The organism is Shewanella sp. AS1 (genome assembly GCF_021412565.1).
GTDB lineage: Bacteria > Pseudomonadota > Gammaproteobacteria > Enterobacterales > Shewanellaceae > Shewanella.
Map to the genome: position 1 here is coordinate 146,678 of NZ_JAKCLJ010000001.1, position 22,833 is coordinate 169,510.

Below are 22,833 nucleotides of genomic sequence, written 5' to 3' on the forward strand. Positions count from 1 at the left end.
ATTTATACTGCTAAGGCGCAGTATGCATCACCTTTTGCTTAACGGCTGCACTCTTCGAGCAGGTAAGCCAGGTGGCGGTAAGAGATGCCACTGTGGTGGGTTAAGCCCACTTCACACATACGGTTGGCGTAATAGCCTTCCTTAATGTCGACAGGGATCAACTTCTTGATGTTGCGCAGGGCGCTGGCGTTGATCTCAGGCTTGTACAAACCTTTCTCACCTGCATAACCACAACACTCGATACCTTCTGGTAGTTTAACGCCGCCACTACAAGCCTCGGCAATCGCCTGCATCTTAGGCTCAAGCTTCATCTTGCGTGCGCTACAACCTAAGTGCAGTGCGATGTTGGCCTTCTTGGTCAGGGTAAGTTTTGGCAGGATCTTGTCGTGCATAAACTCAACCAGATCGGTGATCTCAACCTTTGGATTACCTGTCAGTGCGCGGTAAGTACAGGAGAGGGCATCTACAACCACAGGCACCTTGCCGTTGTCGCTTAGGCTGCTCAGAGCATGGATCAGCTCATCACGCTTAGCGTCGGCGTTTTTGAAGTCACCCTTAGATTCCCACATCTGGCCACAGCACAGATGACGGGTATTGTCTGGGGTCACCACATTGTAACCGGCACGCTCAAGCAGAGTGACCACGACATCAGGCAGGGTACGGTTGTCAGGATCTTTCGGTGTTGGACCGAAAGTTCGACCGCCACAAGCGGGGAAGTAGACCACAGTTTCCTTATTTGGTGAAGCAGGAGAAGGCTTAGGCAGATTGGCACCCTTGGCAAAATCAGGGTTCCAGTAAGGCACCTCTTTTGACACCATACGGCCCATCTTCATCAAGCCATTGGTGACGCTGTCGCCTGTGACTTTATGAATGATATTAAGCACGTTAAAGCCAGTGCTGATCGCCTGGTTTACGGCCCCGAAGTGCTTGGCCTGGAAGTCCAGTACCTTCTGCTCAGTCGTGGTAATATAAGGTGTACGTAGCTTACGCACCAGCTGACCCATGCTGTTATCGACAGGACAGGCGATGGTACAAAGCTGACAGGCGGTGCAGGTATCGACTACGTCGTATTTCGCTGCGGCGCGCATCTCTTCGGCAGCCTGAGTCTCACCGGCCGCTTCTAGGCGGGCGATTTCACGCAGGGTCGCGATACGCTGACGTGGGGTGAAGTTCAGTGCCGATGTCGGGCAGGTCTTCTCACAGAAACCACACTCGATACACTTATCGACAAAATCATCCACCACAGGGCAGGGCTTGATGTTCTTCACATGGATCTTGTCATCGTCGTTAAGGATAACGCCAGGGTTTAGCAGTCCTTGTGGATCGAAGATCTGCTTGATGCGTTTCATCAGGGTGTAAGCATCGGCGCCCCATTCCATCTCGACGAAAGGTGCCACAGCTCGACCTGTGCCGTGCTCAGCCTTCATCGAGCCGTCGTACTTGTTGATCACCATTTCGGCCACGTCCTGCATAAAGGCGTGGAAACGATCGATATCTTCCTGTGAAGCAAAGGTCGGTGTGATGATGAAGTGGAAGTTACCCGCCAGTGCGTGACCGTAGATCACGCCTTCAGGGTAGCCGTGCTTGTGGAACAGGTCGGTCAGATCGCTGGCAGCATTGGCCAGATGTTCTAATTCGAATGCCACGTCTTCGATGATAACCGAGGTGCCCTTTGGACGCTCGCCACCAATAATGGGGAACAGGCCCGAGCGCATCGCCCAGTATTTACCATAGACGGCAGGGTCGTCACTGAAGGTGATTGGACGTTCTGTCTCTATGTGAGAGAGTTTTCCGATCACATCTTGAGTATAACGATTCAGGGTTTCTTCATCGTTAGCGCGAGACTCGATAAGCAGGATAGCGGCGCCTTCTGGCAGCTCACTTAACCAGTCTGGCATGCCTGGTTTGCCCATCACTGACTTGATTGAAGCCCAATCTAGCAGCTCGGCAGCGGCAACGCTGTCACACTTGATAGGTGGGATCGCACGGGCGGCATCGACCATGTTAAAGAATACTGCCATGGCTGAGGCTTTAAATCTGGCCTCATCGACAGTGTTGTAGGTGACCTCTTCGACGAATGCGAGAGTACCTTCAGAACCCACGATCAAATGGTTGATCAGATCGAAGGGCTCTTCAAAATCCACCAGGGCATTGATGCTGTAGCCAGTGGTGTTTTTGATGGCGAATTTCTTACGAATACGATTGGCCAGCACATCGTTGTTACGGGTAAGCTGACCCAGCTCTGTCAGTTGATCCAGTAACTCTTTATGGCTCTTGGCAAAGGCTGCCTTAGACTTTTCACAGCCAGTATCCAGCTCAGTACCATCGGCAAACAGCAGCTTGGCTGAAGCTATAGTCTGGTAACTGTTTTGCGCGGTACCACAACACATACCAGAGGCATTGTTGTTGACTATGCCACCGATCTTGGCCGAGGCTAGGGTCGCTGGATCGGGACCGATTTTTTTATTGAAAGGTTTGAGTGCCAGGTTGGCGTCTCCACCGATCACGGCAACGCCGAGAGAGACCTTTTCGTGATCATCGCTGATGTCGATTTTTCTAAAGCCATCGTGACCTAAGATTAATAAGATTCCTTCACCAATCGCCTGACCTGACAGACTGGTACCAGCGGCGCGGAAAGTGACCGGAGCTTGGTGTTGACGAGCCACTTCGAGTGTCTGTTTGGCTTGTTCTAAGGTTTCGGCATGTACCACGACTTCTGGCACAATTCGGAAGTAACTGGCATCGGTAGACCAGGCAAAACGGCGAACGGGATCATCACTCACAGCATCCTGACCCAGTTTTGCTTTTAAATCTGCAACAACAGCTGAATAGTTAATCGACATAGCATTACTCTTTTTTCGGACAATAAAGCGAGTAGCTAGGCTACTCGCTTACTTGAGAGGGAGAATTTTACTAGAAGCCGCCCCAAAGAACTGCGACTGTACCTGCAACTAATGCATAGGCAATGGCAATTGGCATGGTCTTACGAATAATTTCTGATTCACGGCCGGCCATTCCCACAACAGTAGCAGCAGCAACCACGTTCATTACACACATCATGTTACCCGCGTTGGCACCAATACCTTGCAGTGCAAGCACGATAGCGTGGTTCATTCCTATGTTGTCAGCGACACTGTACTGCAGGCCGGAGAACATCATGTTAGAGAAGGTAGCAGAACCTGACAGGAAGGCACCGAAGATACCCACGATAGGTGCAACCCAATGCCAAATGGCGCCCATAGAGCTGGCTAACATCTCTGCCAGAGCAACAGGCATAGATTGCAGGCCTGATTCATTAGCGCCAGAGTTTAGGAAGATCTTCACCATAGGCACTGATGCACCTAGAGAGATGATGGTTGGCAGCATAGACTTGCAAGAAACAGTCAGTGACGACTTCATCGCTTCGCCTTTCATCTTGAACAGGAAGAAACCTAAGATACAGACGGCTACGAAGAAAGCACCTGGTGCATAGAAAGTAGCAAAGCCCGCTTTCAGTTCTGTGCCCATCAGGCCGGTCCAGCTTAGGTTAAAGCTGGTTAACCAAGCTTTAACTGGTGCCACGGTACGTGAGATAACCAGCAGCGCGGCCATAATGATATAAGGCGTCCACGCAGCAACTTGGCTGAATTTAGGCTTAGCGGTAATTGTTCCCTGCTCTTGTGGCATATCTTCGCTCTGGGCAAAGTCGTTCCAAGGAGTCTTAGGCAGTAATAGGCCTTTACGTGCAACAGGGATAACCAGTGCCATACCGATCAGCGCACCGATCACAGATGGAAACTCTGGGCCTGCAAGGTAGTTGATGCTCCAAGCTGGAACAGTGAAGGCTAAACCTGCAAACAGGGCGAATTTCCAGATGGCCAGACCTTCTTTGAAGGATTTGTTGCGACCAAAGAAACCGGTCAATACACAGACCATGGCTAGCGGAATTAATGAACCTGTGATCAAGTCGATTGTGATCATGTGCATTGCGATAAACTGAGCGTAATCAGCAAAAGTACCGCCGTGGTTAGCAATATGCTCTGCCGCCATGCTCACCCCACCTTCTGTCAGACCTTGCTCCATACCAAAAAGGACAGGTAGACCGATGGCACCGAATGACACACTGGTAGAGTCGGCGATCAGTGCAACAACCGCTGCGGCGACAGGAGGCACACCCAGCAGAACAAGCAGAGGTGCACCGATGGCAGCAGGTGTACCGAAGCCCGCTGAGCCTTCGATGAATGAACCAAACAACCAACAGATTATGATCACTTGTACGCGAGCATCGGCGCTGATGTTGGTGAAACCGGCGCGGATGGTATCCATAGCACCTGAATATTTCAGGGTATTAAGCAGGAATACTGCACCGAAGATAATGCTCAGTGGTGTCAGAGCGGCGAGTAAGCCCTCGACAACTGAAGCGGCCAAAATCGTGGTATCCATTTGCCAAATAAATAGTGCGGCTAGGCCCGTCACTATCATAGAGATTGGCATGGCTCGTGAAGCTGGCATCCTTAGGAGTACTAGAAACAGCATAACGCTGATCACAGGCGTTAAACTGGCGATAATTTCAAGAAAGGTCATCATTGCCTCTTACTGTATTTTACAGGTGGTGCTAATTATTATTCGGGCTGGTTTTTGACTCAGCTCACCGCGTTTAACTTAATAGGCAAACTGCCAGCCTGATTAAGCCAATGTGTGTACTAGACGCCAAATTCGTTCATTTACAAATGATCTAGATCATCTTGTAGAGATTATGAAAGAGAAGTTGAGCTGTGTGTGAGTCCTATCCTGTTACATAATGCTTAAATGTGACGTGGATCACCTGGTAAAGGAGTTTTTTATAACTGGATTATCTCTTTTTTAATATTTTTATCTAAAAAACAAATTTTATGCGATGAATTTGCTGAATTCGTCCTAAAAACTGCATTATTTATAAGTTTTATTTCATTAAAGAAAGTTAATCACAGAAACTGGATTCTGGATGTGGGTGATTAATATCACGTTATTGAGGTGTTTTTTACTACATTATCTGGTTTGACCATTTATTATTATGAAATTAATGGTTATTTTTGCGGGTGTTTATTTGGTGTCGTGTTTACTGTTTTACATCTTTGCTATTTTATTTGTGTCGTTTATTTAAATTTTCTTCTGAAAAATGTAACTATTTTCTAGAAAACGATAACACTTCACCAGAAATGGATGACGGGGGCGATTAAAAAAGCCTCGACATGAGGCTTGTCATCCACGGATTTGCTCAATCGAGCCAGAAAATGACCTCTAAATTGAGGGCCATCTGACAGGCTATTCAATCCGCTTATGATGTGTCGTCAGCGACTGAACTCCTGGTTATCGATAAGGCGGGTTTTGCCCATAAAGGCCGCTGCTAGGATCACCAATTTGGTATCCTCCGGGGTCACCTCGTAGAGGTCGGTGGCATTTCTGACGGCCAGATAATCGATCTTAAATCCTGCATTGGTCAGTTGCTGCTCAGCCTTGGCGAGTACCTCAGGCAGGGCGAGGCCTTGTTGTATCTGAAGCTCCATCGCATCCATAGTCTGTTTCAGTGTGGCAGCCTGCTGTTTCTCTTCACTGCTCAGATAGCCATTACGGGAGCTCATGGCAAGGCCTGAGGGCTCGCGTATGGTCTCTACGCCTATGACCTCTATGGGGAGGGATAAATCCACCACCATGGTTCTGATCACCATCAGCTGCTGGAAATCTTTCTTACCAAACAGGGCGATATCCGGTTGAACTATGTTGAACAGCTTGCAGACTATGGTGGCAACGCCGCGAAAATGTCCAGGGCGACTGGCACCGCACAGTTCATCTGAGATGTTCGGGACCTCGACATAGGTCTGTTTGTCCATGCCCTTGGGATAGATTGTCTCTGGCGTTGGAATAAACAGCAGCTCGGCACCGGCATCGATGAGCGCCGCCTTATCGGCTTCCAGTGTGCGGGGATAGGCATCGAGATCTTCATTTTCACCAAACTGCATCGGGTTAACGAAGATGGAGACCACCACATGATCGGCGCGCTTCTTGGCCTCTTTCACTAAGGTTATATGTCCTAGATGCAGATTACCCATGGTAGGTACAAACGCCACGGTTTCTCCCTGACGCTTCCATTGGCTGATCTGCGAGCGAATCTGCACTATATCTTGACTGCTTAGCATAACGACTGCGACCTTACTGATTAATGAAAAGGATTGAGAGGCGTTGTTGGCTATCACTCCTTGCGACCATTCCTACGACTCTGCCCTCTGGCAGAGTCTGAGCTTAGCTCAAGGAGAAAAAGATAGATAGCCAACCCGCTACGGCTTAAGTCAGCCGTGGTTAATTGAAGGTGTGTTCATCACTTGGGAAGATACCTTGCTGTACTTCCTCTATATAGGCACGAATCGCGCTGCGGATCTCACCAGTCTGTTTCAGATAGTTCTTGGAGAAGCGGGGAATATAACCGCTGGAGATCCCTAAGACATCATGCATCACTAAGATCTGGCCATCGGTATCGACACCGGCACCTATGCCGATTACTGGGATAGTCAATGCCTCTGTGATGGTTTTTGCCAGTGGCGCAGGGATGCACTCGAGTACGATCAACTGAGCCCCTGCCGCTTCCAGCGCCTTGGCTTCATCTAAGATCCGCTGAGCATTTTCGGCCCCGCGTCCCTGAACCTTAAACCCGCCAAATACGTGTACGGACTGAGGTGTCAGGCCGATATGACCGCAGACAGGAATGCCGCGCTCAGTCAGCTTAGTGACAGTTTCCAATAACCAGTGACCTCCCTCAATCTTGACCATATTGGCACCCGCCTGCATCAGCAAGGTAGCGTTTTCCATCGCTTGCTGTGGATTGGAATAGGTCATAAAGGGCATGTCTGCCATCAACAGGGCGCGCTTAATTCCGCGGCGAACGCAGCGAGTATGGTAGGCGATATCCTGGATAGTCACAGGCAGGGTGTCATCGTGACCCTGAAGCACCATACCTAAAGAGTCGCCAACGAGCAGTACGTCCACGCCTTCACTGTCAAATGCCGCTGCAAAGCTGGCATCATAGGCGGTGAGAGAGGTGAACTTTTTCCCTTCCTGTTTAAATTTGATCAGAGTAGAGCTGGTAATCTTGGACATAGCTGTGGTCTTAAATTGGTTTAAAGAATTCGGAACCTAGGGTGCTTTATAAGTCAACTGGTCGATAAGTTCAATGATCTGGGCTGAGTTGTTGGAGCTCGGTAACCATTTTCTCATCGATGAGACTCGCAACCGAGTTGCCACAGGGCAAGATGAGATCGGCGGCTATGTCCCTTAAAGGAACAAGTACGAAGCTACGCTGCTTCATACCATAATGAGGGACAATCAGCCTAGGATGGTCGATTACTTGGTCGCCATAGAGCAAGAGATCCAGATCTAAGGTGCGCGCGCCCCAGCGAATATCCCGTACGCGCCCCTGTTGCTGCTCTATGCTCTGCAGCGCATCCAATAGCGCCAGTGGCTCAAGACAAGTATAGAGGCTGGCAACGGCATTGACATAATCGGGCTGGGGCACATCGCCCATAGGCGCGCTGCGATAATAAGGGGAGACTTGTATCTGCTTATCCTGAGCCAACTCCTGCAGGGCGGTTATCGCCCTGTCGAGCTGCTCTTGGGGGGACGCAAGATTGGCCCCCAATGCGATAAAGACTTTGATCATTCCTGCGCCGGTTTATTGGTTTTCTTCGGCGAGCGGCGACGGCGATTATTACGGCTCTTGCTGGTTTTGGTGCTGCGGGCGATGACGCTGCGCTGCTCATCCGAGCCTTCCACAAAACTTCTCCACCAGGCGGCAGACTTGGCGGTATGCCCCCCTTCAGCCTCGGCGCGTAGCAGTAAAAGATCGTAGGCGGCGCGGAATTTAGGATGCTCGATAAACTTAAAGGCGCGTGTGCCTTGATTGCGTTCGAACCTGAGCTGTAACTGCCAGATATCTTTTGCTGGCGTGCTAAAGCGGCGCGGAATACTGATAGAGCGGCACTGCTGCTCCATCACATCGCCCATGGCGGCGTAGAAAGCATCATAGGTTGTCAGCCCGCTCTCTAACGCGATATCGTCGGCGCGTTGGCTGAGGGGATACCAGAGCATGGCGGCGTAGAAGAAGGCGGGTGTGACAGCCTTATCTTCGGCAACGCGCTGATCTGTATTGCGCATTATCGCCTTTATCATCTTAGCCGCTGGCCCATTTGGATCGTCCCTCAGAACGGCTTCCACTAAGGGGAACAGGGGCTCAAACAGGCCGAATTCGCGCATCAGCTCGTAGTTGTTCAGGGCATGGCCGTTGAAGAAGAGTTTCAGCACTTCCTCATACATACGAGCGGCCGGAATATCCTGCAGCAGCGGTGCCAGTTCATAGATAGGCTCGGCGGCAGCCGGATCGATATGCATATCCAGCTTAGTGGAGAAACGCACAGCTCTTAGCATGCGCACGGGATCTTCACGGTAACGCTTCTGTGGGTCGCCAATCAGGCGCAGAGTGCGTGAGTCCAGATCCTGCAATCCACCGCCATAGCTGTGGATAGAGAAATCGCTGATATCGTAATAGAGGGCGTTGACGGTAAAGTCACGGCGCTCGGCATCTTCATCGATAGTGCCATAGACATTGTCTCTGAGCAGACGCCCCTCGGCGTTGGTCTTAGAGACCTTTTCGCCGCTATCGACATGGTGGCCGCGCAGTGTAGCTACCTCGATGACATCGCGGCCAAAGACGATATGGGCCAGACGAAAGCGTCTGCCGACAAGGCGACAATTACGGAACAGTTTTTTTATCTGCTCGGGAGTGGCATCTGTCACCACATCGAAGTCTTTAGGTTCGAGGCCGAGTAAGATGTCGCGCACGCCGCCGCCCACTAAGTAGGCCTTAAAGCCGGCTTTGTGTAGTCGGTAGAGCACTTTGGTAGCGTTTTCGCTAATCTGCTTACGAGAGATTGCATGATGTTTTCTTGCAACTACCTCTAAGCTCAGTCCCGCTGGTGTGGTTTCTGTTGGGCGTTGATTGTCTTCAAACAGCTGCTTACAGAATTGACTAATACGGCGAAAAATAGGACACCTCGAACATGGATCTTTAAGTTATACCAATCTAATCGGGCCAGGAGTGGCGATTGTTTTAAGGCACTCGACTCGGGTCTGTTAGGCACCCTTAATGATTTAATTGATATCTGGTTTAAAATAAGGCCGCTATCATAACGCAAATAGTGGGTAAAGAGTATACCTATAGTAGCGGGACAAGCTGGGCTTAGTGATGCCGATAACGTTTATTGGGCAGGCGTAAGCATGATCTCCTGCTGTTTGGGGATGGCATCGAGCCGAAATTGCAGGATCGCCTGGGCTAACATGATCTCGGGCGCATCGATATCCACCTTGGGCTGACCCAGAAAGTCTAGCGCCGAAATAATACTAGCTTGGGGCGCCTTAAGGTCGATGGCCGGGGCGTGATTCTGTTTCGACAGCTTGTGTCCCGGCTTGTCACAGGCCAGCGGCAAGTGCAGCCACTGGGGAACAGCCTCATCGAAGAGGTTAAACAAGATGGCCTGTCTGGCGCTGGAAGTCAGCAGATCGCTGCCGCGCACCACTTCGGTGATCCCTTGGTAGGCATCGTCCATCACCACGGCTAGCTGATACGCGTAGAGACCATCGCGGCGCTTGATAATAAAATCTTCCCGGGCAAAATCGCTATCGACAACTATCTCCCCCAGCAATTGATCTTCAAAACGCTCAACAGCTAGGTTGTTATGGATTCGGATAGCGCCCTCTTTATGGGGGGGCGAGATGCTGGCGCAGTGACCATTGTAGCTGCCGTTCATGGCCTGGATCTGTTTGCGGGTGCATTGACAGTAATAGGCTTGTCCCCGTGCGAGCAGGGCATCCAGCCTGGCCTGATAGGCATCTAGGCGTGAGCTTTGATACAGCTCAGTCTCGTCCCAAAATAAGCCATAGGCTTCCAATGTTTTAAGGATTGCGCTGCTGGCTCCGGCTACTTCCCTGGGGGGATCGATATCTTCGATACGCACCAGCCATTTTCCCTGCTGTGAACGGGCACGCAGATAGCTGCCAAGGGCGGCAATCAAAGAGCCGAAGTGAAGGGGGCCTGAGGGTGAGGGGGCGAAACGGCCTCGGTATGCTGGGATTTGCACTGACTCGCCTTTCGGGATGACAAAGGGTGACAGATAAATAGCAAAAAGCGGGGAGAACCCCGCTTCTTTGGTCTGTTAACCCGCCATCTGCTTCTCTTTAATTTCGGCGAGTGTCTTACAGTCGATACAGAGATCGGCTGTCGGACGGGCTTCGAGACGGCGGATACCAATTTCGATACCGCAAGACTCACAGAAACCGAAATCATCGTCTTCGATCTTCTGCAGTGTCTTTTCAATCTTCTTGATCAGCTTACGTTCTCTGTCACGGGCGCGAAGCTCTAAGCTGAACTCTTCTTCTTGTGCGGCGCGATCCACGGGATCGGGGAAGTTAGCAGCTTCGTCTTGCATATGACTTAAAGTACGATCTACCTCTTCACGAAGTTGACCACGCCAAGCATCGAGAATTTTCTTGAAGTGATTCAGTTGAGCGCCATTCATGTACTCCTCACCAGCTTTCTCCTGGTAAGGCTCGACTCCTGCAATAGCGAGTACGCCAAGTTTTTTAGTGCCTTCAGGCATAACGCATCTCCTGTTAATCATTTGCGTTTTAGAGCGGCTTTCATTAAAGGCCGATATCTATATCAGAAACTTATATACCACGCAAATTTTTTCGGTGGATTGCATTTATCTTTTGATAATGTGCCCATTTTGACCTTAATTCAACCTTAAAGTGCTTATATTAAAATCTAACAGGGCAAGCTTGAGTGAGTATCGCCTTATCTGGCGAGAGTTCTGCGCGATAGGCCAAGATTTCCACTCCGGCCTGTTTGGCCTCATATAATAGTGTGCTGTAAGCCGGGTCGATATGGGTCGCCGCTGTGACACCTTGTATCCCTGTGTGCTGCACCACAAAAAGTAACACGGCGCGATGTCCCTCGCTGCGCATCTGCATCAGTTCGCGCAGGTGTTTTTGGCCGCGGCTGGTGACGGCATCTGGGAAATACCCCTGGCTCTCCTCTAATAGGGTGCAGCTTTTTACCTCAATATAGCAGCGGCCTTTAGCTTCATCTTCCAGCAGAATATCGATACGACTGTTCTCATTGCCATATTTCACTTCGCGGCGCAGGCTGGTATAGCCGCTCAGCTCAGTGATGACCCTATTATTGATCGCCTCTGTGGCCAATTCGTTGGCGCGGCCAGTGTTGATCCCTATGATATGGCCTTCATCGTTTTGGTGCTGTTCCCAGGTGTGGGCGTACTTGCGTTTGGGATTGTCTGAGGTGGAAAACCAGACCTTATGACCGGGAAACAGGCAGTTACGCATCGACCCCGTATTGGGGCAGTGGATGGTGATCTGCGAGCCATCATTTAATTGGATGTCGGCTAAGAAGCGTTTATAGCGTTTGAGTAAAATACCCTGTTCAAATGGTGGCGTAAAAAGCATGTTTTTATTTTTCGATTGATTCAGTCTGAAGAGCCGTCAGGTTAACAGAAAGCTGCGGATGAGACTAATTCCCCCTGGATCATAATACCTTGATGAGTTACAGCTATGAGTTTTCAGCGCCGAGTTACAGCCTCATTTTACAGTCGGTTAATAGACGTTATACTTGCGCAATATTAAAAGTGGGGTTCTCCCTGTAGCAGTTAAAACAAGGAATTAATATGAGTGATGCGATGAAGATCTATTTGACGAGCGAGGCACCGGTAGCCCACTGGGGTAATAGCGAGGTGACTTTTGCTCAGGGGCTGGCAAACATTCATCTTAAAGGGGGAGACCCACTGCTGCAGGTGCAACAGGCTGGTCGCAAGCTGCGTAGTCAGGGATTATCCGAGGTTGCGCTGGCAGGTGAAGGCTGGAGCCTGAGCCATCAATGGGCGTTTGCCTTAGGATTCTCCACGGCAAAAAGTCCTGGCACTATTCACTGGTGCGGCGATGAGGCCACAGTGCAGGCATTAAACTTCCGTCTCGAGAGTGCTGATTTTGCCCGCCATCTGATCAACGAAACCCCTGAAAATCTTTCCCCGGTAAAACTGGCCGAACAGGCCGCTAAGTGGCTGAGCCAGATAGGCGGCGACAAGGTCAGCTATCGCATTATCGAAGGCGAAGCCCTGCTAGAAAACAAGTGGTTTGGTATCCACGCGGTTGGCCGCGGTAGTGAGCGTCCACCTGCGCTGCTGGAGCTGGATTTTAATCCCCAGGGTGACGATGCCCAGGTAGCCGTAGCCTTGGTCGGCAAAGGGATCACCTTTGACTCAGGCGGCTACAGCATCAAGGCTTCTGAGGGTATGCTCGGGATGAAATGCGACATGGGCGGTGCGGCGACAGTGACTGCGGCTCTGGGTCTAGCGATGCGCTCGGGTTTGAACAAACGCGTAAAACTCTTCCTGTGCTGCGCCGAGAACCTGATCAGCGGCCGTGCCTATAAACTTGGCGATATCATCACCTACAAAAATGGCGTGTCGGTGGAAGTGGTCAATACCGATGCCGAGGGGCGTTTAGTGCTGGCCGATGGTCTGCAGGCAGCATCGGCAACCGGTGCGCCGTTGATCATCGATGCAGCAACCCTCACTGGTGCGGCCGTGATGGCGGTGGGCACTAACTATAATGCAATCTTCTCTCCAGACAGAGAGCTGCTGACTAAGACTCAGGAGAAGGCAACCGAGGTGGCCGAGCGAGTCTGGCCATTGCCGCTAGACTCTTGGCATAAAGAGATGTGCCCATCGGCCTACGCCGATACCGCCAACAGTCGTCCTATGAAGGGCGGCGGTGCTGGCGGCGCCTCCAATGCAGCAGGCTTCCTGTGGCGATTTGTATCTGATGAAGCCCAGTGGCTACACGTGGATCTGGCCGGTGCCTTTATCGACAATGCCACCAGTCTCTGGGCGGCGGGCGCCACCACCCACGGTGTGCTGACAATCGCCAGCTTGTTGCAGGAATAATGCATTTAAATCACCAGAGTGAATAAATAAAAATGCGTCCAGTGTGGCGCATTTTTCCTATGTTGAGGTCAGCGGCCAGCTGTGTAGTATGGGGTATCGCACCCCTGTTTCGCTGCTGATGGATTGATACAGGTGCAGGGCTGTGGGCTGTAACAGAAGCGGCGAGACCTTGACCTTATGGTAATTTTTCGCCTTGCGAAACAGTGTGATATGGGGCGTGAAATTGTGCTCGTCCCCTGCAATATCCAGCTGCTGACAGAGTGTCTGGCACGCCTGATACAGACTCGATAAAGCATGGTCGTTGGGCGACTGGTGATCCATTTTTCCACTGGCATCTCTTCTGGTATCCCCCTTGAGGCAAAGCACCCTAGGTTTTGGCCAGAGATCTAACTGGGTTAGAGCTAACTGAAATCGAGTTAACTTCTGCTGCTGACTCAATTGGTCTATGCCTCGAATTAAGCCCATTTCTTGCTCAAGCGTTAGCTGCCCGAGAAATTTAAGCGTCATATGAAAGTTAGCGGCAGGCACGGCGCGGCCATCACAGTCGCAGCTGTGTTGCAGCCGTAACAGCGCCTGAGCTTGCTCTGTGGTTGTGCCAAAGCCTAAGAACAATCTTTTAGTCATGGTGAGTATTGGTTTATGGGCGAGCCTTAGCACATCTTACGCTAATCTCTTGGCTTATCCTTAGTTTTTGCGGCATTTAGTTTTCCCCCTGTTCCTTGTACACTTGTGGCAGTTTTTCTTAGCAGCAAGTGACTTTTGAACGCCTTACCTATTCAAGCCTTATTCACCGATATCCGCCAGGCACTGGCCGACTCGACTCAGCTTATTCTGCAGGCACCAACCGGTGCGGGTAAATCCACCGCCTTGCCGCTGGCCATGCTGGACTGGAGTGAAATTGACGGCAAGATTCTGATGCTGGAACCCAGACGCATGGCGGCGCGTAACGTGGCGCAGTTTATTGCCAAGCAGCGCGGTGAACCGCTGGGGCAGAGCGTGGGTTTTCGGGTGCGCGGCGAGTCTAAAGTCAGTGCGAATACCCGGCTCGAGGTGGTTACAGAGGGGGTGCTGACCCGAATGATCCAGCAAGATCCTGAGCTGACAGGCTATGACTTAGTGATTTTTGATGAGATCCATGAGCGTCACCTTACAACGGATCTGGGGCTGGCTCTGGCGCTTGAGGTGCAGGGCTCTTTTCGTGAAGATCTGATCCTGATGGCCATGTCGGCCACTCTGGAGGGCTTGCCGATACAGAGCCTGATGCCAGAGGCTGTGTTCCTCGAAAGCCAGGGGCGCAGCTTTCCAGTCGAGATAACCTATCGCCCTCCAAGGCCAAACCATGACTGGCTGGATCATATGGCCAGAGTGATAGTCGAGCTGCTGAATCAAGATTTACAAACTCAAAACGCTGAGGGCTCTTTACAAACTCAGGACGCTGAGGGCTCTTTGCAAACTCAAAACGCTGAGGGCTCTTTACTGGCATTTCTGCCGGGGCAGAGAGAGATAATGCGTCTTGCGCAGCGACTCAGTGAGCGTCTCAGTCCAGATGAGTTTATTATTGCGCCCCTCTATGGCAGTCTGCCAGCCAAGGCGCAGGACAGCGCGATTGCCGCCGCGCCGCCCGGCAAACGTAAGGTGGTGCTCTCGACCAATGTGGCCGAGTCGAGCCTCACGATTGAGGGGATCACCTTAGTGGTGGACTCTGGCTATAAGCGTCAGGCGAGTTTTAATCCAAAAACCGCCGTGAGCCGTTTATCCCTCAAACGTATCAGCCAGTCGTCTGCCGCTCAGCGTGCTGGACGGGCAGGGCGCCTGTCGCCCGGACGTGCCATCCGTCTGTGGGGACAGGAGGAGCAGGGGCGGCTATTGCAGGCCGACGAGCCTGAGATTTTACACGGCGATCTGACCAGTGTGGTGCTAGACGCTGCACTCTGGGGTGTTAGCACACTGGGCGAGCTGCCGCTGCTCAGCCCAGCATCAATCGCCAATGAAGCCGTCGCCTGGCAATTGCTGACTCAGCTGGCGCTAGTCGATGCCAATCACAGGATCACAGAACATGGCCGTAAGGCTTACAAGCTTGGGTGTCATCCGCGTCTGGCCCATATGCTGCTTATGGCGGCGGAGCAGGAACAGCCGTCGATACTCGCTCAGGCCGCGGTCGTTGCCGGGATTATCGAGTCTCGTAGCCGAGTAAGGCGCGGCGCCGATATCCTCAATTATCTTGATGATGCTCGGCGGGGCGAGGCGGGCCAGCTGGCGCAGAGCTATTTACAACGCATGCAGGGCAGGTCACAGATGCAGCCGGGGCGTTTAGCAACAGAGGGCGCAGACGGCGATGCCATTGCGCTGCTGCTGGCCTGGGCCTTTCCCGATCGTATCGCCAAGGCGCGGGGCGCAAGTGGTTATCAGCTTGCCAGCGGCGCCGGTGTTGTGCTCAATGAGGATGATGCCTTGACCGGTGAACCTTGGCTGGTGGTCGCCGATTTTCAGGAGTCAGAGGGGCAGAGCAGCGGCCGGGTTCAGCTGGCGGCGCGTCTGGATCCAGCTCTATTCGATAATCAGCTCACAGCTTATCGCTTAAAGCAACTGGTGTGCGGCTGGGATGAGAAACAGCAGAAATTCTATGCCGAGGAGCAGAGCAGGCTGGGCGCAATCGTGCTGGACAAGCGCCCCGTGACTCAGCTCGATGATGGGCAGATAAAACAGGCTATCTATGCTCTTATTCGCGCCAAAGGGGTGGCGATACTGGGATTTGGTGATAAGGTGAACCAGCTCAGATTAAGGCTGGCCTTGGCACAAAGCTATCAGCTGCCGGGCAGTTGGCCAGCCCTGGATGATGAGGCCTTGTTAGACTCACTTGAGCAGTGGCTCGGCCCCTATCTGGACGGCGTGCGCCGTCTAAGTCAGCTGCAGGCGCTGGATTTCTACAGCCTGCTGCATAACCTTCTGCCCTGGGAGCAACAACAGGTCTTAAACGAGCAGTTGCCGACCCACTGGTTAATGAAAACCGGCACACGGGCGCAGATAAGTTATGAGCTGCCTGGGCGCGCCCTGCTTAGTGTGCGGCTGCAGGAGGCGCTGGGAATGGCGCAGAGTCCAATGCTGGCGCAGGGGAAATTGGTGGTTACCATGGCCTTGCTCTCACCGGCGCAGCGGCCTCTGGCATTGACCGCCGATCTGGCCAATTTCTGGCAGGGACCTTATAAAGAGGTGCAAAAAGAGATGAAGGGACGTTACCCTAAGCACTTGTGGCCTGACGATCCGGCCAATACCCTGCCGACTAAGATGACCAAGAAAAAAACATTAAATAGCGGCCAGTAGTGCCGTTGTTGACAGTTAATGGAATAGAAATGACAAGCAAAGCGCATGCGACTAAGCGGGCCGTAAGAAAACCTGCAACCCGATCCAAGAAGCGAAACCCTAAGGGCGGCAAGGGGGGATGGGGTAGAAAACTCTGGTCTCTCTCCTTGAAGCTGGGGATCATCCTCATCGCCGCCTTGACCATCTACAGCATCTATCTGGATCAGACAATAGCCCGTAAATTTGAGGGGCAGAAGTGGCACCTACCGGCGCAGGTATTCAGCCGCTCCATGGCACTTTATCCCGGCGCGGCAGTCAGTCACGAACAGCTGATCGCCGAGCTGAAACTCCTAGGTTACCGTAAAGTCGCTAACCCTCGTCAGGTGGGGGAGTTTTCTGCCTCCAGCACTAAGGTGGATTTGTGGCGCCGTCCTTTCCTACATCCCCAGGGATCTCAGAGCGAACAGCGGGTGATGATCACCTTTGACAGTCAGGGTGTGTCGGCGGTTGCGCGTCAGAGCGATAATCGTCAGCTGGCGGTATTCCATCTTGAGCCTGTGCTGCTGGACAGGATGATCACCAGCGATGGTGAGGATCGCCTGTTCGTGCCAACCGATAAGATGCCCAATGCCATAGTCAAGGCGCTGATCTTGGTGGAGGATCGCACCTTCTACCAACATCATGGTGTTAACCCGTTTGCCATAATTCGTGCCGCGCTGGTTAACCTCAGTGCCGGCCGAACCGTGCAGGGGGGCTCGACCCTGACCCAGCAGCTGGCGAAGAACTTCTTCCTCTCTAGTGAGCGCTCTATCATACGCAAGCTGCGCGAAGCCTTGATGGCGATCATTATCGATTTTCGCTACGACAAGGATGAGATCCTAGAGGCCTATCTCAATGAGGTCTATATGGGGCAGGATAAGAACCGCGCCGTGCACGGCATGGGCCTGGCTTCGCAGTTCTATTTTGGTCGCCCTATTGCCGAGCTGACGCTGGATCAGCAGGCATTCTTAGTGGCTGTGATTAAAGGTCCCTCTTACTACAACCCTTGGCGTTATCCCGAGCGCACACAGGAGCGACGCGACTTAGTGCTGCGCCTGCTGATGGAGGCAGATGAGATCTCTGTGGCTCAGTATAAGGCGGCGGCCAGTGCGCCGCTGGGACTGCGTAATTATAATAAATCTGTGCATCAGAAGCTGCCCGCCTTCTTTGCCGTGGTGAAAGAGGAGCTTAACCGCCGCTTCGGTGATGCCTTGCTGCAGCAATCTGGGATCAAGGTCTACACCACGCTGGATCCTATGGCCCAGGAGGCGGCCGAAAAAGCGGTGCAATCGACCATGTCTCGCCTGGGCGAAGGCAATAAGGCACTTCAAGTTGGCATGGTGGTGACAGATAAATACTCAGCCGGCATTGCCGCTATGGTGGGCGATAAAGTGCCAAGTTTCCAGGGCTTTAATCGTGCGGTTGAGATACGTCGTCCCATAGGTTCTCTTATCAAGCCTTTCGTTTATGCCACCGCGTTAGAAGAGGGAGATAAATATAACCTGGCGACGCCGCTCAAAGATGAGCCTATTACGCTGCAAAATGAGCAGGGCAAGACCTGGTCGCCCCAGAACGTGGATAAGCAGTTTTTGGGTGAAGTGCCGCTGATCAGCGCGATGAAAAACTCCATGAACGTACCCACGGTAAACCTAGGGATGGCCATAGGCACAGATGCGGTGGCCACAACCTTGGCGCGCTCGGGTTGGCAGGACAGGATCCCTGAATACCCCTCCATGCTGCTGGGGGCGGTAAATGGCTCGCCACTTATTGTGGCTCAGGTGTATCAGACCCTGGCGGATAATGGCCGCTACCGTGAGCTGAGCGCCGTCACCCATGTGCTGGATATGGATAATCATCCTCTTCAGGGCAGCGGTATCGCCAGTTCGCAGGCCATCCCAGTTGCCAGTGATTTTCTTATCCAACACGCCATGACAGAAGTGGTGCGCTCGGGCACGGCAAAACGCCTAGGGCAGGTCTTTCCTCGGGTGACGCTGGCGGGTAAGACAGGGACCAGTAACGATTCACGCGACTCCTGGTTTGCCGGTTTCGATGAGCGTAATGTCGCGGCTATCTGGGTTGGGCGTGATGACAATGAGAAAACCACCCTCTATGGCAGCAGTGGTGCCATGGCTGTCTATCAGGCTTTCCTGCAAGAGCGCTCGCCTATCAGTCTGCGCCGAACTCCGGTCAATGGGGTAGTGCAGGGCTATTTCGATGCTAAAGGGATCGCCCAGGAGCGAGGCTGTGGCGGCGTGACAGCCTTGCCCGCACTGACTGAGAGTTATCATCCGGCGAAAAACTGTGGTGAGCCACTCTCCTGGTGGCAGAAGCTGACCGGTGGATAATACTGGCCGATAGCGTCGAGTAATATACAAAGCAATACGCAGAGCTATAGCCAGAGGAATAAAACAGGGGAGCCGTGAGTGGCTCCCCTTTTTTACTGCACTTCTTTCTACTGCATTTTTTCTGACTGTATTTGCTCTTGGGTATTAAATGCTTTCTCAGTCGTTTTTGCCGCGTTTCTTGGGCTTAGTCTGTTGCCACAGATAGAAACCGGAGATCGCCATAAAGATCAGGCTAAGGGCGACCAGATCGAACACTAATGTGCCCGATAGCCCGAAGATGCGGCCGCTGTGCAGATCCAGTAATACCCGCTCCCAATTTAAGTAGCTTGAGCGCACATTAAGGCTGACTTGCTCTTGGGCACTGACTTGCGTTTTTGTAAGCTTAGCGCTGTCTGAGTCGAGTGGGCTTAGCCAGCTCAGACCCGCAGGCGGTGTGTCTACCTGCCAGTCGATAAGTTCAGGGTCGGCCAGATAATGCCCCTGCTCGCTATTGAGCCAGACCTGAGTCTTATCATCATGACTCACAAGTCCTAAAGAGAGCAGCTTGTCCGGCAAGCCTGTCTCTTGGCTTTGACGTTCGAGCAGCTGCCCATCTTTAGCGATAAGGTAGAGGTGGTGTCTGTCGATCGCCAGATACTGCTGTTGGTATTGAGCCACCGCGAGAATGGGGTTGTCTGCTTCGAGCACCAACTTATCGTCAATCCATAGCTGACCATGACTGGCGGCGATTAACGGGGTCAGATTAAATAGCTTGATATTTTCCGGTGCCTTGATGCCGTAATGATCCAGCAGCCAGGCCTGTCTGACCGGTTTTGCGCCCAGGCCAAGGCTGTGACTGTGATTAATCATGATGCCAGTGAGCGACACCAGAATCACCAATATGGCGCTGACTATGCCTAATCGTCTATGCCAGGGTCTGGAGAATTTCGCAAATTTCTGCCACAGGGGTTTGTGGTGAGGATGGCGAGGTTTGTTTGTCATTGATTATTATCTTTATTTGGCCGTTGGCTTATTCGTTTGCGACAGGTTTGGATGCATTACTCTTGTACTTAACATGCAAAATAGCATGCTAATTCTACATGCAAAAACAGCAGGTACTTACCTGCTGTTCGTTACTCTATAAGATACCCTATGATTTATCTATTATCAGCGGTTTTTTGGTTGATACGCTGATCTAGATAGAGGGCGATGCGAGATAATTTGTTTAAGGCTCGCACCGAAAGGGTGGCGCCGGTAATGCCATCGATGTGTCTGTCTAAGCCATGTGTATCTGTGAGTCTCGCCTGCTTGAATTGATCGGTAAAGAAATCGTGTCTTACCTCATCGCCTCGACTCTCTCGATATACTAAGACTTTGACTTTGACTATCGCCTGCTTGTTCACATGAATACCGACTGTGATGGGGGCCTCTTTGCCTATCTCCTCAAGAATCCAAACGCTTTCTTCGGCCTGTTGCCAGTAGCGTACTCGCATCTTATTGAATCTGTGGGCAAGAATATCTTCGATGATCTGTTTATCTTCTTCGGTCAGCCAGTAGACATTCGCCTTTGGAGCCGGGGCGTTAAAGGCTTGGCTAATAAAGTCAGCGTTGCTCTGGTAGACGTTAGCACTGTAGACACTCAGGCTGATACAGAGCAGAGATAAGAGTGTTGCAATCGATCGCGTTTTCATCGAGAAGCCCTAATTGAATATAACTGATTGAGGCTTTGTATCACTAGTGCTCAGCCGAGCACTAGTGATAAAGGGGCAAACTTAGAACTGGTAGCCAACCCCAAGATTGAAGCCATCTGAATCTTTAGCACCGCCTACTTTCTCGTAGTCAGCCTTAAAGACGACATTTTCATGTAGCCAGTAGTTAATACCTAGGTTAGTTTGGGTGATCTCAGTATCATCATTGTCACCAGCATTGCTGTCGTAGGCGTTGTAGCGAGCGAACACACCAAAACTTTCGTTGAAACGGTACGAAGGCTCAAGGTAGTAACCTTTTTGGACATCACGGCCTAGTGCCTCGGCTTCTTGGCCATCGATATCCCACTGAGCGTATAGCGCCTTAAGGGTAAAACCTTGAATGCTGTAGATGGCATGGGCCGTCATCAGCATGGCAGAGGCGGTATCGACAGTCGGCTCGCCCTGGGTCAGATCTGATTGATACTGCACTGTGGCAGCCAGTTCTAAACCGGGTACGCCTGTGTATTTGACGCGCGCCGTATAGGCGAGATCTTCGGCTTTTGCCTCAGACACCTTCTGACGGCCACCACGTATCTTATAGTCACTGCCAACATTCAAACCTGAGGTCACTGCAGCATCAATTGCTAGGCCGGGCGCGGCTTTAACATTAATATTCAGACCACCTTCCCACCAAGTTGCGGGCAGGATCTCTTTCTCTACTGGGTTACGTTCAACCCCATAGAAGGTTGGTGGCTCATGGGTTTCGTTGATGATACCCACGGGCATCAGGAACAGACCCGCCTTACCGGTAAACATCTCATTGAAGTCATGCTCAATATAAGCCTGCTCTAATTCCACTTCACCATTCTGGCCATCACCGGCAATTGAGTGTTCAACTTCCAATTCTGAGAAAAAGCGGGTGCTTGAGGTGAATTCGTGGCCGAAGAACAGCACGAAACGGTGGAAGTCGAACTCTTTCTTGTCAGAGCCCGATTGATTGTCTGTGATGTTGTTATAGTGAAGCTCACCATAACCACCGATAACTGTTCTGCTCTTTTCTGAACCTGTGCCTTCGACAGCATCGGCAGTTTGCTCAACACGTTGCTCGGTTTGTTCGAGACGCTTTTCGAGGTCGTTAAGGACTTTTTGTTGCTCTTCAATAACTTTACGTAAGGCGTCTGTTTCTTCAGATGCGATAGCGCTTTGGCTTGCCAGTAGGCTGACTAATGTCGCGGCAATGAGTGTTTTTTTCATCTTGTTCACGTCCTGATTGTATTGAAATTATAGAGAAGCCAGTTGCGGTCGTTATTACTAATGCGAACCATTATCATTATTTTTCACGCATAATAGCACTTGTAATTCGAATGTAAAGTTTTGTAATTAAGTTGCATCAAATTATTTAGCTTACCTGTGACCTGACTGTTATTTCCCGCGCTGAACGCCGCTTCAGGCGGCTTGGGAGAACTCAATTTGGCAGGTGAAATTGGGCAAGCAATAAAGCGGAAACTAGGAAATGGCTTGAGTCATCGGGTGAGTGTTTTGGCAAAAATAGAATAAACTAAATAGTTCATTTAGGTTTAATTCTGATCAATAGAGCTGTTATGTTTCTAACTCATTATTTTAAAAAGAATAATCAACTTATTTCAGTATCTCAGCAGCAGGCGAGTGATTTCGCCAAGGGTGTCGCCAAAGACTTTAATCCTATTCACGATGTGCAGGCGAAACGCTTTTGCGTACCTGGTGATCTGCTGTTCGCCCTGGTTTTAGGACAATATGGCTTGAGTCAGCAGATGCGCTTTAGCTTCGAAGGCATGGTAGGTGATGGGGTGAACCTAGTGTTCCCCGATGCGGTCGGTCAGGATTTTGCCATAGTTGATGATAAGGGTAAGCAGTATTTAAGTGTGAGTCGTAGTGGTGACTTCACCTTGTGTGATGTGCAGACCGAGTCCTTTATCCGCAGCTATGTGGCCTTTTCCGGTTTGAACTTTACCCATGTCTTGGTTCCCATGATGCAACAACATGGGGTGATGATAAATCCGGCTCGCCCTTTGGTAATTTACGAGAGCATGAGCTTCGATCTACAGACTTTAGCGTTTGATCATATTGAACTTTCGCTGGTAGAAAAGAAGCTAGTCGTCGACGGTAAACGTGGCGATGTTACCCTGAAATTTGAGTTGCATTGTGGTGATAAGCTCGTAGGTACAGGACTGAAAACCCTGGTCTTAAGTGGCCTGCGTCCCTTGGAAGAAGAGAGTCTGCAAGATATGGTGGATCGTTATGAAGCGCGCCGACTCGAGTATCAAGGTGCCTGAAATTAACGCCTTGTTTTATGATGATAAAGCCCGTAATCAACGGGCTTTTTTATAGTATTACCTCGCACCTCGCACCTCGCACCTCGCACCTCGCACCTCGCACCTCGCACCTCGCATCTCGCATCTCGCCCCTCGCATCTCGCATCTC

17 protein-coding genes are annotated in these 22,833 nt (G+C 51.4%); 4 read left to right on the forward strand and 13 right to left on the reverse strand.

What is annotated here, in order from left to right; translation table 11 throughout:
• Positions 1–38: 38 nt before the first annotated feature.
• The 9 genes from LZP69_RS00680 to sfsA form a co-directional block, all read right to left on the reverse strand.
• Entirely contained in the window at positions 39–2,843 is a 2,805-nt protein-coding gene (locus LZP69_RS00680; protein ID WP_234198129.1) for an FAD-binding and (Fe-S)-binding domain-containing protein, read from the reverse strand.
• Positions 2,844–2,913: 70 nt separating this feature from the next.
• Positions 2,914–4,563, reverse strand: coding sequence for an L-lactate permease (locus LZP69_RS00685; protein ID WP_234198130.1), 1,650 nt, complete (start codon positions 4,561–4,563; stop codon positions 2,914–2,916).
• Positions 4,564–5,309: 746 nt separating this feature from the next.
• Positions 5,310–6,155, reverse strand: coding sequence for a pantoate--beta-alanine ligase (panC, locus tag LZP69_RS00690; RefSeq protein ID WP_234198131.1), 846 nt, complete (start codon positions 6,153–6,155; stop codon positions 5,310–5,312).
• A gap of 160 nt (positions 6,156–6,315) precedes the next feature.
• Positions 6,316–7,110, reverse strand: coding sequence for a 3-methyl-2-oxobutanoate hydroxymethyltransferase (gene panB, locus LZP69_RS00695; protein WP_234198132.1), 795 nt, complete (start codon positions 7,108–7,110; stop codon positions 6,316–6,318).
• Between the two features lie 70 nt (positions 7,111–7,180).
• Positions 7,181–7,669 carry a 2-amino-4-hydroxy-6-hydroxymethyldihydropteridine diphosphokinase gene (gene folK, locus LZP69_RS00700; RefSeq protein ID WP_234198133.1) on the reverse strand — a complete coding sequence of 163 codons (489 nt, stop codon included), beginning with the start codon at positions 7,667–7,669 and terminating at the stop codon, positions 7,181–7,183.
• Positions 7,666–9,051 (reverse strand): polynucleotide adenylyltransferase PcnB, encoded by a 1,386-nt coding sequence (gene pcnB, locus LZP69_RS00705; RefSeq protein ID WP_442800658.1) that lies wholly within the window; start codon positions 9,049–9,051, stop codon positions 7,666–7,668. The genes folK and pcnB overlap by 4 nt, the downstream gene beginning before the upstream one ends.
• 212 nt (positions 9,052–9,263) lie before the next feature.
• Positions 9,264–10,142, reverse strand: coding sequence for a tRNA glutamyl-Q(34) synthetase GluQRS (gene gluQRS, locus LZP69_RS00710; protein ID WP_234198134.1), 879 nt, complete (start codon positions 10,140–10,142; stop codon positions 9,264–9,266).
• 75 nt (positions 10,143–10,217) lie between these two features.
• A complete protein-coding gene (dksA, locus tag LZP69_RS00715) occupies positions 10,218–10,661 on the reverse strand; it encodes an RNA polymerase-binding protein DksA (RefSeq protein WP_234198135.1) in 444 nt (147 codons plus the stop codon).
• 160 nt (positions 10,662–10,821) lie between these two features.
• Positions 10,822–11,526, reverse strand: coding sequence for a DNA/RNA nuclease SfsA (gene sfsA / locus LZP69_RS00720; RefSeq protein ID WP_234198136.1), 705 nt, complete (start codon positions 11,524–11,526; stop codon positions 10,822–10,824).
• Between the two features lie 218 nt (positions 11,527–11,744).
• On the opposite strand from sfsA, the gene pepB reads away from it, so the two are divergent.
• Positions 11,745–13,022 carry an aminopeptidase PepB gene (gene pepB / locus LZP69_RS00725; RefSeq protein ID WP_234198137.1) on the forward strand — a complete coding sequence of 426 codons (1,278 nt, stop codon included), beginning with the start codon at positions 11,745–11,747 and terminating at the stop codon, positions 13,020–13,022.
• 57 nt (positions 13,023–13,079) lie between these two features.
• On the opposite strand, the gene thpR is transcribed toward pepB, so the two are convergent.
• Positions 13,080–13,646 carry an RNA 2',3'-cyclic phosphodiesterase gene (gene thpR, locus LZP69_RS00730; RefSeq protein ID WP_234198138.1) on the reverse strand — a complete coding sequence of 189 codons (567 nt, stop codon included), beginning with the start codon at positions 13,644–13,646 and terminating at the stop codon, positions 13,080–13,082.
• Between the two features lie 135 nt (positions 13,647–13,781).
• Here thpR and hrpB point away from each other — a divergent pair, with 135 nt between their 5' ends.
• Positions 13,782–16,343, forward strand: a complete 2,562-nt coding sequence (hrpB, locus tag LZP69_RS00735; protein ID WP_234198139.1) for an ATP-dependent helicase HrpB — start codon at positions 13,782–13,784, stop codon at positions 16,341–16,343.
• 29 nt (positions 16,344–16,372) lie between these two features.
• A complete protein-coding gene (mrcB, locus tag LZP69_RS00740; RefSeq protein ID WP_234198140.1) occupies positions 16,373–18,706 on the forward strand; it encodes a penicillin-binding protein 1B in 2,334 nt (777 codons plus the stop codon).
• Positions 18,707–18,862: 156 nt separating this feature from the next.
• Here the strand turns inward: mrcB and LZP69_RS00745 are convergent, their stop codons facing one another.
• The 3 genes from LZP69_RS00745 to LZP69_RS00755 all read right to left on the reverse strand — a co-directional run bounded on the left by LZP69_RS00745 (position 18,863) and on the right by LZP69_RS00755 (position 21,627).
• Positions 18,863–19,687 carry a PepSY-associated TM helix domain-containing protein gene (locus LZP69_RS00745; RefSeq protein WP_234198141.1) on the reverse strand — a complete coding sequence of 275 codons (825 nt, stop codon included), beginning with the start codon at positions 19,685–19,687 and terminating at the stop codon, positions 18,863–18,865.
• A gap of 155 nt (positions 19,688–19,842) precedes the next feature.
• Positions 19,843–20,376, reverse strand: coding sequence for an FMN-binding protein (locus LZP69_RS00750; protein WP_234198142.1), 534 nt, complete (start codon positions 20,374–20,376; stop codon positions 19,843–19,845).
• An 81-nt stretch (positions 20,377–20,457) separates the two neighbouring features.
• Positions 20,458–21,627 carry a porin gene (locus LZP69_RS00755; protein ID WP_234198143.1) on the reverse strand — a complete coding sequence of 390 codons (1,170 nt, stop codon included), beginning with the start codon at positions 21,625–21,627 and terminating at the stop codon, positions 20,458–20,460.
• A 347-nt stretch (positions 21,628–21,974) separates the two neighbouring features.
• Here LZP69_RS00755 and LZP69_RS00760 point away from each other — a divergent pair, with 347 nt between their 5' ends.
• Entirely contained in the window at positions 21,975–22,685 is a 711-nt protein-coding gene (locus LZP69_RS00760) for a DUF3581 domain-containing protein (RefSeq protein ID WP_234198144.1), read from the forward strand.
• The last annotated feature ends 148 nt before the right edge of the window (positions 22,686–22,833 follow it).